Annotated in this window: 15 protein-coding genes; 9 read left to right on the plus strand and 6 right to left on the minus strand. The window is 68.9% G+C overall.

Features of this window, described 5'->3' with window-relative positions:
- Positions 1-2: 2 nt before the first annotated feature.
- Positions 3-1,301, minus strand: coding sequence for an ATP-grasp domain-containing protein (locus AVL48_RS36730; RefSeq protein WP_061980912.1), 1,299 nt, complete (start codon positions 1,299-1,301; stop codon positions 3-5).
- 83 nt (positions 1,302-1,384) lie between these two features.
- Here AVL48_RS36730 and AVL48_RS36735 point away from each other — a divergent pair, with 83 nt between their 5' ends.
- The 3 genes from AVL48_RS36735 to AVL48_RS36745 are packed head-to-tail and all read left to right on the plus strand — an operon-like array spanning position 1,385 to position 5,028.
- The gene (locus AVL48_RS36735) at positions 1,385-2,902 is read left to right on the plus strand and encodes an FAD-dependent oxidoreductase (protein ID WP_061981135.1); all 1,518 of its coding nucleotides are present in this window, start codon (positions 1,385-1,387) and stop codon (positions 2,900-2,902) included.
- On the plus strand, positions 2,899-3,999 hold the full coding sequence (locus tag AVL48_RS36740) for a carboxylate-amine ligase (RefSeq protein ID WP_061980911.1): 1,101 nt from the start codon (positions 2,899-2,901) through the stop codon (positions 3,997-3,999). The genes AVL48_RS36735 and AVL48_RS36740 overlap by 4 nt, the downstream gene beginning before the upstream one ends.
- Before the next feature lie 18 nt (positions 4,000-4,017).
- A complete protein-coding gene (locus tag AVL48_RS36745) occupies positions 4,018-5,028 on the plus strand; it encodes an iron-containing redox enzyme family protein (RefSeq protein ID WP_061980910.1) in 1,011 nt (336 codons plus the stop codon).
- Here AVL48_RS36745 and AVL48_RS36750 read toward each other — a convergent pair.
- A complete protein-coding gene (locus AVL48_RS36750; RefSeq protein ID WP_061980909.1) occupies positions 4,996-5,211 on the minus strand; it encodes a CDGSH iron-sulfur domain-containing protein in 216 nt (71 codons plus the stop codon). The two genes, AVL48_RS36745 and AVL48_RS36750, sit on opposite strands and share 33 nt — an antisense overlap.
- A complete protein-coding gene (locus AVL48_RS36755; protein ID WP_074038187.1) occupies positions 5,195-5,884 on the minus strand; it encodes a methyltransferase in 690 nt (229 codons plus the stop codon). Before AVL48_RS36755 ends, AVL48_RS36750 begins: the two co-directional genes overlap by 17 nt.
- 157 nt (positions 5,885-6,041) lie before the next feature.
- Between AVL48_RS36755 and AVL48_RS40670 the strand changes: the two genes are divergently transcribed.
- The 4 genes from AVL48_RS40670 to AVL48_RS36770 all read left to right on the plus strand — a co-directional run bounded on the left by AVL48_RS40670 (position 6,042) and on the right by AVL48_RS36770 (position 8,964).
- Positions 6,042-6,173 (plus strand): hypothetical protein, encoded by a 132-nt coding sequence (locus AVL48_RS40670; protein WP_279626631.1) that lies wholly within the window; start codon positions 6,042-6,044, stop codon positions 6,171-6,173.
- Positions 6,174-6,282: 109 nt separating this feature from the next.
- A complete protein-coding gene (locus AVL48_RS36760; protein WP_061980908.1) occupies positions 6,283-6,714 on the plus strand; it encodes a DUF4383 domain-containing protein in 432 nt (143 codons plus the stop codon).
- A gap of 28 nt (positions 6,715-6,742) precedes the next feature.
- A complete protein-coding gene (locus AVL48_RS36765; protein WP_061980907.1) occupies positions 6,743-7,708 on the plus strand; it encodes a glycosyltransferase in 966 nt (321 codons plus the stop codon).
- Between the two features lie 29 nt (positions 7,709-7,737).
- Entirely contained in the window at positions 7,738-8,964 is a 1,227-nt protein-coding gene (locus AVL48_RS36770; protein ID WP_061980906.1) for a glycosyltransferase, read from the plus strand.
- A 168-nt stretch (positions 8,965-9,132) separates the two neighbouring features.
- On the opposite strand, the gene AVL48_RS36775 is transcribed toward AVL48_RS36770, so the two are convergent.
- The 3 genes from AVL48_RS36775 to AVL48_RS36785 are packed head-to-tail and all read right to left on the minus strand — an operon-like array spanning position 9,133 to position 11,784.
- The gene (locus AVL48_RS36775; RefSeq protein ID WP_061981134.1) at positions 9,133-10,002 is read right to left on the minus strand and encodes a glycosyltransferase family 2 protein; all 870 of its coding nucleotides are present in this window, start codon (positions 10,000-10,002) and stop codon (positions 9,133-9,135) included.
- A gap of 25 nt (positions 10,003-10,027) precedes the next feature.
- A complete protein-coding gene (locus AVL48_RS36780) occupies positions 10,028-10,900 on the minus strand; it encodes a glycosyltransferase family 2 protein (protein ID WP_061980905.1) in 873 nt (290 codons plus the stop codon).
- The gene (locus AVL48_RS36785; protein WP_061980904.1) at positions 10,897-11,784 is read right to left on the minus strand and encodes a polysaccharide pyruvyl transferase family protein; all 888 of its coding nucleotides are present in this window, start codon (positions 11,782-11,784) and stop codon (positions 10,897-10,899) included. Before AVL48_RS36785 ends, AVL48_RS36780 begins: the two co-directional genes overlap by 4 nt.
- Positions 11,785-11,855: 71 nt before the next feature.
- On the opposite strand from AVL48_RS36785, the gene AVL48_RS36790 reads away from it, so the two are divergent.
- Entirely contained in the window at positions 11,856-12,818 is a 963-nt protein-coding gene (locus AVL48_RS36790) for an NAD-dependent epimerase/dehydratase family protein (protein WP_061980903.1), read from the plus strand.
- Between the two features lie 112 nt (positions 12,819-12,930).
- On the plus strand, positions 12,931-14,553 hold the full coding sequence (locus AVL48_RS36795) for a carbamoyltransferase family protein (protein ID WP_061980902.1): 1,623 nt from the start codon (positions 12,931-12,933) through the stop codon (positions 14,551-14,553).
- The last annotated feature ends 9 nt before the right edge of the window (positions 14,554-14,562 follow it).

A 14,562-nucleotide genomic window follows, 5' to 3' on the forward strand; every position in this document is an offset into this window, starting at 1 on the left:
GGCTATCCCTCCTCGAATTCGAACCGCAGCGCTTCGGTGCACCGGCGGTATTTCTGCTCCATCTCCCGTTCGGTCTGCGCCGCGACGAAGAGATGGGCGAGTTCGTAGCTGTAGCTGTCCTGCGCGGGCAGCTCAGAAAGCCGCATGCCCTTCTCGGGCACGATCTCGATCTTGACGCCGGGGATCTCGGCCTCCAGGTCGGCGACCTCGGCACGAGTGGGTACGCGGGTCACCATCCCGTCTTCGAACCGGCGGTAGTACCACTTGCCCGCGATCTGGTAGTCACCTCGATGCCGCCGCTCGCCGGGATCCTCGCCGAGCCCCAGCCGCACCATGATCTGGTGGTTCGCCAGGCCGTCGACGTATTCGAAGAGCTCCGCGTGGGACTGGGAGTGCCTCGGGTTGATCTCCAGCAGGCAGGCCTGCCCGGATTCGGGATGGCAGAAGAACTCGATGCTGAACGTCGCGTTGTCGAAGCCGATCTGCTCCATGACCAGCACCGAGATCTCCTTCATCCGCCGGACGGAGTCGTCCGGCAGCTGCGACGGGTACTGGTGTCTCATGAAGCAAGGCGTGTCGGGGTAGTTGATCGAATCGAGCACGCCGTACACGGTGACCTGTCCATTGTGGACATAGCCTTCGGTCGCGGCCTGGACGCCGGTGAGCGCGCCTTCCGCCAGGCAGGCCGCACCGCCGGCGTCGGCGACCGACTGGGGCAGGTCGACCTTGCCGAGGATGTGGTCGAAGGGTTTGCCGACCCGGTCGACTCCCTGGCGGATCTCGGCGACGGCCTTGGCGAGCTCCTCGTCGTCAGCGACGTGGAAGGCCAGTTCGGACGAAAACGACTTCACCGGCTTGAGCCACATGGGGTAGTCGACGCCATCGGGTGGCTCAGGCTTCTCGTTGTCCAGATCGACGATGCCGAACGCGGGCAGCTCGTCGATCACCTTGGCCTGTTCGAGACGGCTCCAGTACTTGTGCTCGGTCTTCAGCACCGCTTCGAGCGAGACGCCGGGCAAACCGTACTTCTCACACAGCATCGCCACCATCGTCGAGGCCGGGAAGTCCCAATAGCTCACGATGGCGTCGATCGTGCCGTCAAAGGCGTCCAGCTGCTTCTGCGCCTTCTCCATGAGGTCGATGATCGGGATTTCTCCGTACTGGAGTTCTTCGACCGTCAGCAACTGGTGGAAGTGGTAGCGGTCCGCGCCCGGGATCCGCCTCAGTACCTCTTCGTTGCTCTCGTCGAGACCGATCACGAAGATGTTCTTTTCCTCGGGGGACCTGGGAGCTGTGTTCATGACCGACGGCTACCCCGCTCCCCGAGCCGGAAAACCCCGCCGTCGCTGGTTTGCCCGCGTTGGCGTGCGGGCATCCGGGCGCCATGACGGAGTTGCCCGGAACGCGTTCACTGTGGCTCGACACCGCTCCCGCTCCTGATCGGACCGGTACTCCGCTGCCGAGGGAGGTCGACGTCGCCGTCCTCGGTGGTGGTATCGCGGGACTGACCACGGCCTACCGGCTGGCGAGGGCGGGACGCTCGGTGCTCGTCCTGGAGGCGGCCCGTCTCGCGGCGGGTGTTTCGGGCCACACCACGGCGAAGATCAGCACTCAACACGGGCTGAAATACGCCACCCTGACCAAGTCCAAGGGCGCCGAAGCCGCCGCGACGTACGCGTACACGCAGGCCGCGGCCCTGGACTGGATCGCCGCCGCTTCCGCCGAACTCGGCATCGACTGCGGGTTCACCCGCGCCGACAGCTTCGTCTACACGACACGGCCGGGGACGGTGGAAAACCTCGAACGGGAAGCCGAAGCCGCCGCGGAAGCCGGTCTGCCCGCCACCTTCGTCACGGACGTCGACCTCGACGTGCCGTCACTCGGTGCGGTGAAGTTCACCGGGCAGGCTCATTTCCACCCGCGCCGGTGGCTGCTCGGTCTCGCGGAGCAGATCGAACGCGCGGGCGGCACGATCGTGGAGGGTGTCCGCGCGGAAGGCGTCGACGAACTCGGTGGTACCCGGGTGCGGACCACCGCCGGTGAGGTACGGGCGGGGGAAGTCGTGGTGGCGACCCACTATCCGATGCTGGATCGCGGCCTGTTCTTCGCGCGGCTCGACCCGGTGCGCGATCTGGTCGTCGCGGGCCCGGTCGAAGGCAATCGGCGGGTGGAGGGGATGTATCTCGACGCCGACACGCATCACTCCGTTCGCGGCTATCTCAACGACGGTGTCCCGTACGCGGTCGCCGGCGGCGAGCACTACCGGGTCGGCGACTCCGTCGACGTGGAGAGCCGTTACGAACGACTGGCGAGCTGGGCGAGCGACCACGCCGGGGTGCACCGGGTGACCCACCGCTGGTCCGCCCACGACTTGTCCACTGTGGACTCCGTACCCTATGTCGGGCGGTACCATCCGGCGAGCCGTCACCTCTGGGTCGCCACCGGCTTCGGCCAATGGGGGATGACCGGCGGCACCGCGGCCGGGCTGCTCCTGGCGGATCTGCTGACCGGCAAGGAGAACCCCTCGGCGAGCCTCTACGACCCCAACCGTTTCGACCTCCGTTCCGCGATCACGACCGTGGAGAACAACGCCACGGTGGCGAAGTTCCTGGTGGGCGACCATGTCAGCGCTCTGCGCAAGCCCGCGGCCCTGGACGAGCTGGCCCCCGGCGAAGCCAAGGTCACCCGGGACGGCGGTGAACTCGTCGCCGCCTACCGTGATCCCGACGGTGAGCTGCACGCCGTCGGCGCGCATTGCACCCACCTCGGCTGCCTGGTCGCGTTCAACAACGCGGAGAAGACCTGGGACTGCCCGTGCCACGGCTCGCGCTTCGCCTTGGACGGCTCGGTGATCCAGGGGCCCGCCGTGCACGCGCTGCCGAGGAAGCGGGAGCGGCGATGACCGGCATCGGTGTCGAAGAGGAGTTCCTGCTGGTCGACCCCAGAACCGGGGTGAGCTGTCCGCGCGCGGAAGCCGTGGTCGCCCGGCAGCAGGCCTGCTGTCCGCTGCCCGACGGCGCCGCGGTGCACCGGGAATTGCGGCCGACGCAGATCGAGGCCGCCACCGGCGTCTGCGAGACCTCGGAAGAGCTGTATCACCACCTGGTGGCGGGACGGCGGTCACTCGCCGAAGCGGCCGCCGCCGAAGACTGCGCCATCATCGCCTCGGGTACCGCGCTGCGCGGTCCGCCCGACCGGGAGCCCCAGGCCGACGACGACCGGTTCGGCAAGGTGGACGACCTGTACGCGGGAGTGGTGCGGTCCTACGAGGCCTGTGGTTGTCACGTCCACATCGGCGTACCCGACCGCGACACGGCGGTGGCCGTGGTGAACCATCTGGCCGAATGGCTGCCCACGCTGCTCGCCCTGTCCGGGAACTCGCCGTTCGACGGTGGCCGGGACAGCGGGTACGCCAGCTGGCGGATGGTGGAGCAAAGCCGGTTCCCCGGCTCCGGGATCGCACCGCACTTCGCGGGCATCGAGGACTACGAGATCCAGGTCGACCGGCTGGTGGACTGCGGCGTGCTCGTCGACGCCAAACAGACCTTCTGGCTGGCGAGGCCGTCACCGAGCTGGCCGACGGTCGAGGTCCGCGCGGCCGATACCGCCTCGACCGTGGACGAGGCCGTCTTGCAGGCACTGCTGACGCGCGCGCTGGTGCGTACCGCGCTCGACGCGCTGGACAAGGGCGTCGAAGCCGAACCCCTCGACCCGCAGATCGCGGCGGCCGCCGTCTGGTCGGCCGCACGATACGGGCTGTCCGGACCGGCCATCGACCCGATCGCCGGGAAACCGGTCCCGGCCGCCGGCAGGCTCGCCTCGCTGCGGGAGCACACGCGATCGGCGCTGGCGGAGACCGGTGATCTGGCGCTCGTGAACACCCTTCTCAACCAGCTGGAAAACGAAGGAACCGGAGCCGAACGGCAGCGCCGGGCCGCCGCCGACGGTGACATCGCGGTGCTGCGAATGTTGACCGAAGAAACGGTTCCGCACGGGTAGATCGGGTATCCCCCGATCATGACGACGACGGAAACGCAGGTGGCCGCGAGGCTGCCGGAGATCCGCGGCCCGCTGTCCGCCGCCGTGATCGACACTTTGGCGGGCGGGCGCACCAACGACTTCGACCTCGACGAGGTGCGGAGCGCCGACCCCTTCGGCGAAGACCTCCAACTGGCCTTGTACGTCTGCTATGAACTCCACTACCAGGGGTTCGCCGAGGTGGACCCGGGCTGGGAGTGGGACACCGGGCTGCTCGGCTTCCGCGGCGCGTTGGAACGCGTCTTTCTCGACGGTATCCGGGCCGCCGTTCCCGGCGGTGACGACGTCGACGGCCTGCTCGACGAACTCCTGGTCGAACCGGTCGACGGCGACGGGGTCTCCCACTTCCTCCGTGACGACGGCGCCTGGTGGCACCTCGAGGAGTACTTCGCGCACCGGTCGATCTACCACCTGAAGGAGGCCGATCCGCACGCGTGGGTGATCCCGCGCCTGCGCGGAAAGGCGAAGGCGGCGCTGGTCGCCGTCGAGTTCGACGAGTTCGGCGGCGGCCGGGCCGATCAGGCGCATTCCCGGCTGTTCGCGGATCTGCTGACCGCGGCCGGCCTGTCACCGGACTATCTCGCCTATCTCGACCACGTCCCCGGCTGCACGCTGGCGACGGTGAACATGATGTCGCTGTTCGGTCTGCATCGGAGCCTCCGCGGCGCCCTCGTCGGGCATTTCGCGAGCGCCGAGATCACCACGGCCCCGGCCGCGCGGCGGATGGACGAAGCGCTGCGACGGCTCGGTGGCGCGGCGGAGTGCCGGTACTTCTACACCGAGCACATCGAGGCGGACGCCGTACACGAACAGGTGCTGCGGCACGACGTCATCGGAGATCTGCTTGCCAGGGAACCGGAACTCGCGGCGGACGTCGCCTTGGGCATCCAGGCGACCGACCTGCTGGAGTCCCGGCTCGCCGAGCACCTGATGAAGGCCTGGTCGGCCGGGGAGTCCTCACTCCTCCGGCCGCTGCACCCCTTGCCGTGAGCGGCGGCGGTGGCTGGTGTCGCAGAACGGGTAGCGCTTGCTGCGACGGCAGGCGCAGAGAGCGACCACGAAGCGGTCCGAGGTGATCGTTTCACCCTCGGGGGTGACGATCTCGACCGGTCCCTCCACCAGCATGGGACCGCCGGGTTCGATCCGCACCCGGGTCCTACGGCCGGTCGGCACGGATCACCACCAGTTCTTCGAGCCGCTGGCCCGCGGTGATCAGGCCGGCGGCTTCGAGGAACTCCGCCCGCTTCCGCATCACCGGGCCGAACGGGATGAACCGGCTCGCCACCACGGCGGCCGTCATCCCGGCGGCCCGCAACTCGTCCAGCGACTGGTCGACCCCCGCCACGGTGGAGTGAACCAGCAGGAGATAGCCACCGGGGGCGACCAGGGACGGCGCTTCCGAGCAGACCGGGCTCAGCACGACCCGCCCGTCCGGCCCCGCGTCCCAGGCCCGTGCCGCGCCGGATGCCGGGATCGGGCAGGGGACATAGGGCGGATTGGCCAGCACGACGTCGTACGGCCCCCTGCGGGCCGCCTCGGCGAGACTGCCGCGCACCGGCCGGACCGGCAGCCGTCGCAGGCGCGCGTTCGCCCACACCGCGGCCAAGGCCCGGCGGGAGATGTCCACGGCGGTCACCGCCCCGGCCCCACCGGCCGCTGCCGTCAGCGCGAGCGCGCCGGTCCCCGTGCACAGATCGAGCACCTTCGCACCCGGTGCCATCCCCGACGCCCGCAAGGCCGTCGCAAGGAACCAGGTGTCGTCCTGTGGTCTGTACACCCCGGGCGGCCGGAGTAGCCACGGGCGCGCCGGGGCAAGTGGTCTCGCGGAACTGGTGATCGCGGTCATGGCCCCTCCGGCTCGCCGACATCGGTGCTTCCGGCTACCCCGGCCGTCCGGCTCCAAACGTCCAAAGTGGTCTCGAAATCCGTACGGGGGAAACAGGATTAGCCCGCCTGTGACGGGGTAGTCCTTCGGAAACCGTCGAGGATTCGAGGTGCCCATGATGGGTGACGACCGGGACCAGACCGCCGAGAGCGGGAAGAAAGAACGCGACGAGGAACGTCAAGAGGTACGGGGCGAGCAAGGCACGTCCTCCGGCGATCCGCACGACGACACGGATCCACAGTCTGGCTGAGCCCCGCCCGGGATCGCCACGGACACCCTCGATCGGGGTATCCGTGGCGTTTTCGTGGCGCCCTCACGGGGTATCTCTATCGGTCTTTGGTGAACGGAGGACCTTTCCGATGAACGAACGTTCGACCATCTCACCCCTGCGGCCAGTGGTGCTGGTCATCGCACTGGTCCACTTGGCATTGGGGCTGCTCGGTTTCTTCTTCCTGCCTGAGGCCAACCCGGCCGGGGAGAACACCCTTTGGATCTTCAGCGCGACCGGGATGCTCAACGTCATCCGCACGGTCGTCGGTGTGCTCGGGGTGGCGGCGGTGCTGAAGCCTTCCGCGATCCTCGCCTACAGCTGGATCGTTTTCGTCGCCTTTGCCGGCTTGACCGCGTTCGGTGTGCTTTCCGCGGCCACGACACTTGCGGGTGACGCTGTCAATGTCGGCTGGGCTGACAATGTGCTGCACGCGCTCACCTCGCTGACCGCGCTGGCCGTCGCCCTTCTCACCACCCGGCGGGCGCGACGAGATCAAGCCCGACCGTCGACGAACGTTTAACTCGACTCCAGCGGGTAATCAGTCGTATATGACGAAGATGGCGCCGCTCAGGATCTTGCTGTGGCACGTTCACGGTTCGTGGTCCGAGGCTTTCGTCCGGGGTGGGCACCGTTACTACCTCCCCACCCTCGACGAAGGCGGACCCTGGGGGCGTGGCCTGAGCGGACGCGACTGGCCCGCCGCGGAAGAGGTTCCCGTCGATCGGCTGAAGGACCTTGACGTCGACGTCGTCGTCCTGCAACGTCCCGACGAGCTTGCCTTGGCGGCCCGGTGGCTGCGCCGTCGTCCCGGCATTGACGTGCCCGCCGTCTACGTCGAGCACAACACCCCCCGGCCGCACGCGGTGACCACCCGCCATCCCCTCGCCGACCGCGACGACATCCCGCTCGTCCACGTGACGCACTTCAACGAACTCATGTGGGACTCGGGCATCGCGCCCACGGTCGTTGTGCCGCACGGGATCCCCGATCCCGGCGAGCGGTACACCGGCGAACTCCCGCACGGTGCCGCGATGATCAACGAACCTGTCCGGCGGGACCGGATCACCGGCACCGACCTGCTGCCCACCTTCGCGGAGATCGCCCCTGTGGACGTGTTCGGCATCGGCAGCGGGGAACTCGAGGGCAAGCACCCCGGAGTGCGGCCGGGGGGTGATCTCCCGAGCCGGGAGTTGCACACCGAGGCCGCCAAACGCCGGGTCTATCTGCACACGGCCCGCTGGACGTCCCTCGGTCTTTCGCTGCTCGAGGCGATGCACCTGGGGATGCCGGTCGTCGCGCTGGCCACCACCGAAGCGACGCTGGCCGTGCCACCCGACGCGGGTGCGATCTCGACGGACGTCCAGGTGCTGACGAAGGCCTATCGAGAGCTTGTCCACGAACCTGATTTCGCCGTACTGGCAGGGAAGGCGGCACGAGAGCACGCGCTGGCGCATTACGGCCTCGACGCTTTCTTGAAGCGCTGGGACGCCCTGCTGACCGAAGTGACCGCTTGATCCGCCCGGAGCGGACGGGAAGGAGACTTATGAAGATCGCGATGGTTTCCGAGCACGCCAGCCCGCTCGCCGCGCTGGGCGGAGCCGACGCCGGTGGCCAGAACGTCCACGTCGCCGAGCTTTCGGCCGCGCTGAGCCGTCAAGGGCACGACGTCACCGTCTACACGCGCCGCGAGAACCGCCGCTCCCCCGCGATGGTGGAGACTCCGGACGGCTACCGGGTCGTCCATGTGTCCGCCGGGCCACCGAAGAAGCTACCGAAGGACGACCTTCTGCCCCATATGGGAGAGTTCGGCCGGGTACTCCGCTCCAAATGGGCCAAGGACCGCCCCGACGTCGTCCACGCGCACTTCTGGATGTCCGGGCTCGCCTCGGTGCTCGCGGCCAAGGACCTGGAAATCCCGGTGACGCAGACCTTCCACGCCCTCGGCGCGGTGAAACAGCGCTACCAGGGCAAGAACGACACCAGTCCGGCGGAGCGCGTCCGGCTCGAGCGGATGATCGCCAAACAGGTCCACCGGGTGATCGCGACCTGTTCGGACGAGGTGTTCGAACTCGTGCGCATGGGCTTGACCCGCTCGCGTGTCTCGGTCGTGCCTTGCGGCGTCGACCTCACGACGTTCACTTCGGACGGCGAGGTCGCTCCCCGCACGGCCCCACATCGGATCGTGAGTGTGGGCAGACTGGTGCCACGCAAGGGTTTCGACATCGCCATCGCCGCGCTGGCCGGATTGCCCGACACCGAACTGGTCATCGCCGGCGGCCCCGGCTCGGGCTCCCTCGACAAAGACGACGAAGCACGCCGCCTGCGGGGCATCGCCAAACGGTTCGGGGTGAGCGACCGGGTGCACATGCCCGGGCAGGTGTCACGGAAGGACATGCCCGCACTCCTGCGGTCCGCCGACGCCGTCGTCTGCACCCCTTGGTATGAACCCTTCGGCATCGTGCCACTCGAAGCGATGGCATGCGGCGCCCCGGTGGTGGCCAGTGCCGTCGGCGGCCTGATCGACACGGTGATCCACGGCGTCACCGGTCTGCACGTCCCGCCGCGCGACCCCAAGGCGCTCGTGACCGCGCTGCGACGGCTGGTCCCGGACGCGTCCCTGCGCGAGACGTACGGGGTGGCGGGCTGCGACCGGGTGCGCGCGCGGTACTCGTGGGACCGGGTGGCGGCGGATACCGTGCGGGCTTACGAGCGGATCCTGACGAACGAGACCGAAGCCGCTTCGGAAGCGGAGGCCGGTGTGGGTTCGTGAGGCGGCGAGGTCGCATTTAGTCGACTGAATGCGGGGTGCGGATGGTCACCCACTGGTGTGGGGCTGGTGCGGGTTGCCGGTCGGCACGAGCTTGATCAACGGAAGATCAGGGACGTTGAGTGTCCCGGATCTCCGTTGATCAAGGTGTGAGACGGGCAGAGGGCCACCTCAACCCACGTATCGCCGCGCCACCGAGTTCCGCTGCGCGTCCTCCAGCAGCACCAGCCCCCGCTCCACTTCCAGCGGCACCACCGCACGATTCCGCAGCACCCAGGGAATCCCCCGCACCGCCTCGGCCACCGCGGTCACGGTCGCCCGGTCCAGCGGCGCCGAGCGCAGCACGGTGACCATGCGACGCAGGATGCTGGATACCGGCCGTCGTAGCCACAGCGTCCATAGGGTGTTCCGGATCCCGAGTTGCCGTCGGCGGCGCGGATCCCGGAGGGTGGACGGCGCGTGGTGGATCACCATCTCTTCGTCCCAGCACATCCACCAGCCCCGCGCGGCCAGATCGAGGGCGAACAGCTCCTCCTCCCCGCCGAGCCACATGCGTTCGGAGAATCCGCCGACGTCGGTGAACGCGCGGACACGCACAGCCGACAGACCCGCCATCACGCCCAGCAACGCGGGGCCTGGCAACCAGTCCGGTCCGGGGACGGGCGAATGCCTCAGTTCCGGGGTGATGGGGTCTTCTGTCAGGCCGGGTTCCACCAGGCACCGGCCGGTCACCACGCCGAGACCGGGATGGCGGTCGAGTTGTTCGGCGGCGCGCGTCAGGGCGCCCGGCTGCCATCGGGTGTCGTCGTCGCAGAAGGCGACGTACGGCGTACTCACCGCCCCGACGGCGACGTTTCTGGCCACCGCCCCCAGGTTCCGGGGCGACCGGAGCACCCGGACCTGGGGGTATCGCCGCTCGACGGCGTCCGCGGAGCCGTCGGTGGAAGCGTTGTCCACCAGCACGATCGGCGCGGCGTCGGGCAATGCCGTCATCTGCTCGAGTGTTTCCAGCAGCTGGTCACGCCGATTGTGGGTGATCATCACGACCGTGATCCGGTCCCGCACTTCAGCCTCCCTGCGCGTGTTCGAGCACGCGGATCTGACGTTCCACTCCGACGGGCAGCGGCCGTCGTTCCGCGAGCGCCGACGGCAGACGGCGGAGGGCTCCGGCGAGCGCGCCCAGTACCCGCGGCTCGCGCGGGATCCGGGTGAGCACTCGAAGCCCGTCGGCGAGGCACTGGCGCACCGGTCGCCGCATGACCGTGATCAGCAACCGGTTCCGCAGTTCCGTGCGCTCACGCCAGCCTCGCGACGGCCGCACCGACGACGGGTGGTGGTGCGCCCGCACGCGGTCCACGTAGCACAACCGCCAGCCGTGGGCGGCGAGATCGTAGGACAGCAACCGTTCTTCGGCGCCGAAATGCAGCAGCGGGCTGAATCCCGCGGCCTGCAGATAAGCTTTCCGGCGGACGACGGCCGAGCAGGCGAGGAAACCGAGCACCGACGGCCCGGGAAGCCCATCGGGCGTGCCCAAGGGACTCTCCGCCATCAGCGAGACGACCGGATCCTCACGTTCTTCTTCCCCGACAAGGGTTTTCGCCGCCACCAGCCCGACATCGGCGTGTGCTTCGAGGATCCGCTCGGCTTCGGCGAGCGCGTCCTCGGCCCACCAGGAGTCGTCGTCGCTGAAGGCGACATACGGTGTCCGCGCCAGCGCGACGCCGAGATTCCGGGCGGCCGCGCCGAGATTCCGCGGTAGCCGGACCACCCGGACACCGGGAACCCCGGCGGCACGATCGGCCGTGTCGTCACTGGACGCGTTGTCGAGCACGATCACCGGAGGCCGTGGCCGCAAGGCCGTCAGTTCGGTCAAGGTCCTGGTCAGTTCCGTGGCGCGGTTCCGGGTGGCGATCACCACCGTGGTCCGGGCACCGGTCATCGCATCGGCCCCGTCTTGAGCGCCTTGACCATGTCCTTGACGAGTCTGTTGTCCGTCGGCAACGCGCGGAGCGCGGCCACCGCCCGGCCCTGGACCGAGGAACACCACCGCCACCACGAATCGAGGACCTCCGGCTGAGTCGCCTCCTCGGCGGGAACGAGCGCCGGCCAGCCGAGGGCGTTGGCCTGCGCGGTCACCTTTCCGCCACCGACGACCGGATCGACGGCCAGCACCGGTACGCCTGCCCGCAGCCCCAGTACCAGACCGTGCAGCCGCGTCGTGACCACGAGATCCAGGTGCGACAGGATCGAGGTGAACTGGTCCGGCGTCTCGCACCGTTCCCAATCCGAAGCCGCCAGACGCGTGTCGAGGGGGATCCTGCCGCAGTTGACCCCGGAGATCCACTCCGTCACCGCGGTGTGGACTTTGCCGTGCCGCGCCGCGTCGCCGTACTCGCGTTGTTCCGGAGCCAGGATGATGCCCGCCGCGAGCACTTCGTCGGTCGCCGCCTCGACAGAGAGATCCGGTACGGCGAGCCCGCCACGATCACGGGCCAGCACCTGGTCGAAGCCGGTGACGGTGTCGTCCTCCGGATCGATCACCGAGACTCCGACGGCGATCCGCCAGCAGTGGGCGAAACGCCGGTGCACCTCGCGAACCTGCCACCCGTGCGCGGGCCCGCAGACGAACACGACGTGGCTGTAGCGCGCCGGATCCACTTCCTCGTAACTCAACTCTCGCGGGCGATAAACGGGACTCCAGGCCAGATCGTGCGGAACGCCCACAGTCGACAATGCTTCGTCGATCCGGCGCATGCTGAGGACATCGCCCGCGGTGGCCTCCCCATGCCGGAAACTCGCCCAGCCGATCACCAATGTGCGCATACTCGACGCTTACCCCGCCCTGCGCGGTTCACACGGGTTTTTCCCGAGGCGTACCCGGGTAGCCCGTCGCCATGACTCCAGCGTTCGGACGTGCCTTGGTGACCGGGGGTGCCGGTTTCGTCGGCTCGCACCTGTGTGAGCGGCTGCTGGCGGCGGGCACCGAAGTCGTCGCGGCGGACAACTTCGCCACCGCCGACGCCGGCAACGTCGAACATCTCCTCGGTCTTCCCGGCTTCCGCTTGGCGACCCGGGACGTCACCGAGCCGCTGGACGAGCCAGACCACTTCGACGTCGTGTTCCACCTGGCCTCCGCCGCCTCGCCCCGCGACTACTTCCGGCTTCCGCTGGAAACACTGCGCGCGGGGTCGTATGGCACCGAGCACGCCCTGGACATCGCCGAACGCGACGGCGCGCGCTTCGTCCTCGCGTCCACCAGCGAGGTCTACGGCGATCCCCGGGAACATCCGCAGCGCGAGGACTACTGGGGGCACGTGAACCCGATCGGCCCGCGCAGTGTCTACGACGAGGCCAAGCGGTACGCCGAAGCGCTCACCTCGGCGATGCGCCGGGAACGCGGGGTGAACACCGCCATCGCCCGGATCTTCAACACCTACGGGCCGAGGATGCGCGCCGACGACGGCCGGATGATCCCGACGTTCGTCTGCCAGGCGCTCGGCGGCGAACCGCTCACCGTGGCCGGGACGGGACAACAGACCCGTTCGATCTGCTACGTGGACGACACCGTCCGAGGCCTGCTGGCGCTGGCGGCCTCCGATCTTCCCGGCCCGGTGAATCTGGGGAACCCGCACGAACTCACCGTGCTGCGGATCGCCAAGGAGGTCTTGTCGGTCACCGGCAGCTCGTCCGCGATCGAGTACATCGACGCGGCGGTCGACGATCCGACGCGCCGCTGCCCCGACATCTCCCTGGCGCGCCGCGAACTGGGCTGGGAGCCGGAGATCGAGATGGCGGAGGGGCTGCCGCGCACGGTCGACTGGTACGCCCGGAACATCCCCCTCGAGCCGCTTCGCTGAGTAGCGACGTCCTGGGCTTTTGCGCCGCGTCGTTTATCCACGATTGCACCGGGTAGCGCTATAGGAGCAAGGGCGGGTCACGGCCCGCATCCCGGAACAGAGAGGTGGCCCGGTGCGCATTCTCGGTGTCAACGCCGTCTTCCATGATCCGGCCGCCGCGCTGGTCATCGACGGGGAAATCGTGGCCGCGGCGGAGGAGGAACGGTTCAGCCGTCGCAAACACGGCAAACGGCCCGTCCCGTTCTCCACTTGGGAGCAACCGGCCGAAGCGGCCGCGTGGTGCCTCGCCGAAGCGGGCATTTCCGCGCGGGATCTCGACGCGGTCGGCTATTCCTACGACCCCGCCCTTGTCGAACCCGAGCTCGATGGCCACGACGGGAAGAACGAAGGTCTGCGGACCGATTACGCCCGCCGGGCACCCGCCTTCCTCAAGGCGGCATTGCCCGGTCTGGACCCCGCGATCGTCCGGTTCGTCCGGCATCACGTCGCGCACGCCGCTTCGGCCGCGCTGGCCGCGCCCTTCGGCGACTGCGCGGTCCTGGTCGCCGACGGTCGTGGTGAAAGTACCTCGTATCTCGCCGGTGAGTACCGCGACGGCAAGTTCGAGGAACTCGCGGCGCAGCGGCTTCCCCATTCCCTCGGGCTCATGTACGAGGACCTCACCGAACACCTCGGCTTCGCCCGCTCCAGCGACGAGTACAAGGTGATGGCGCTGGCCTCGTACGGAGAGCCGCGGTTCCTCGACCAGATCCGCGAAAACGTCCACATCAACGGCATGGGTTTCCGGACCGACCCGATCGACTGGACCTCGTTCGCACCCGCCGTCGAGCCGGGCCAGGAACCGCAGCGGGTACACGCGGACCTGACGGCGAGTGTCCAGCGCTGTCTGGAAGACGTCCTCCTCGACCTCGCCAAAGGGCTCCACGAGCGCACCGGGCTGACCGATCTGGCGCTGGCGGGAGGGATCGCGCTCAACTGCGTCGCTAACACCCGGCTCCACGCGGAGGGCCCCTTCGACCGGATCTGGGTGCAGCCCGCCGCCGGTGACGCGGGCACCGCGCTCGGCGCGGCCCTGCAGCTCGCGGCCGACTTCGGTGAACGCGGCCGTCCGATGTCCGGCGCCGATCTGGGCCGCGGCTGGACGGACGACCAGCTGGAGAGCGCACTCAAGACCGCGAACGTACGGTACGAGCGGCCGGACGACGTCGCCGAAACGGTGGCGGAGGCACTCGCGGACGACCGGATCGTGGCTTGGTTCCAGGGCCGGGCGGAGTTCGGCCCGCGCGCGCTCGGCCACCGTTCGCTGCTGGCGCACCCCGGGCACAAAGCGAATCTCGAACGGCTCAACGACGTCAAGGGCCGTGAACAGTTCCGGCCGGTGGCGCCGATGGTACTCGCCGAACGCGCCGGTGAGGTCTTCTCCCGTGGCCCCCTGCCCAGCCCCTACATGCTTTTCGTGCATGACGTCGCTCCACAATGGAGGGACCGGCTCCCGGCGGTCACCCATGTCGACGGCACCGCCCGCGTGCAGACCGTCGATGCCGCACAGGAACCGCTGGTGGCCAGGATGCTGACGGCGTTCGAACGGCGCACCGGGATCCCCGCCGTCGTCAACACCAGCCTCAACACCGCGGGAAGGCCGATGGTCGACTCGCCGCGGGACGCGCTCGAGTGCTTCGGCTCCGCGCCCATCGACCTGCTCGCCATCGGCCCGTTCGTGGTCCGCCGCCCGTGAACTCCTTGA

Origin of the sequence: Amycolatopsis regifaucium (genome assembly GCF_001613935.1) — a bacterium.
Lineage (GTDB): Bacteria > Actinomycetota > Actinomycetes > Mycobacteriales > Pseudonocardiaceae > Amycolatopsis > Amycolatopsis regifaucium.